This window comes from Rhodococcus sp. P14 (genome assembly GCF_000256505.1).
Classification (GTDB): Bacteria; Actinomycetota; Actinomycetes; order Mycobacteriales; family Mycobacteriaceae; genus Rhodococcus; species Rhodococcus ruber.
The window spans coordinates 1-248 of sequence record NZ_AJFC01000423.1 but is presented as its reverse complement, the minus strand read 5'-3'; the positions used below and the strand labels follow the sequence as shown (position 1 = coordinate 248).

Sequence of the window (248 nt, the reverse complement as noted above, 5' to 3'; positions counted from 1 at the left end):
CGAAGAACCGGAAGACCAGCGGTCCGGCCTCGACGTCGACCCAGTGGATGTGACGGCGACGCTGCGGATCGAACGCCCCACCGGGGGTGATCTTGGACGGCGGCACCGTCGACCAGTTCACCGTCACCACATGCTCTCCGGCGGCGAAGCGCTCCGGGCGCAGCAGGAACTGCTCGGGCAGCACCGTCGTCACCCCGTCGGCGACCGGGCGACGCAGCACCGCGACCAGGCCACGGACCACGGCGGGG

Annotated in this window: 1 pseudogene; it reads right to left on the bottom strand. The window is 71.8% G+C overall.

What is annotated here, in order from left to right:
* A pseudogene (locus OEY_RS0127810) lies at window positions 1–248 on the bottom strand (hypothetical protein); the annotation flags it as partial.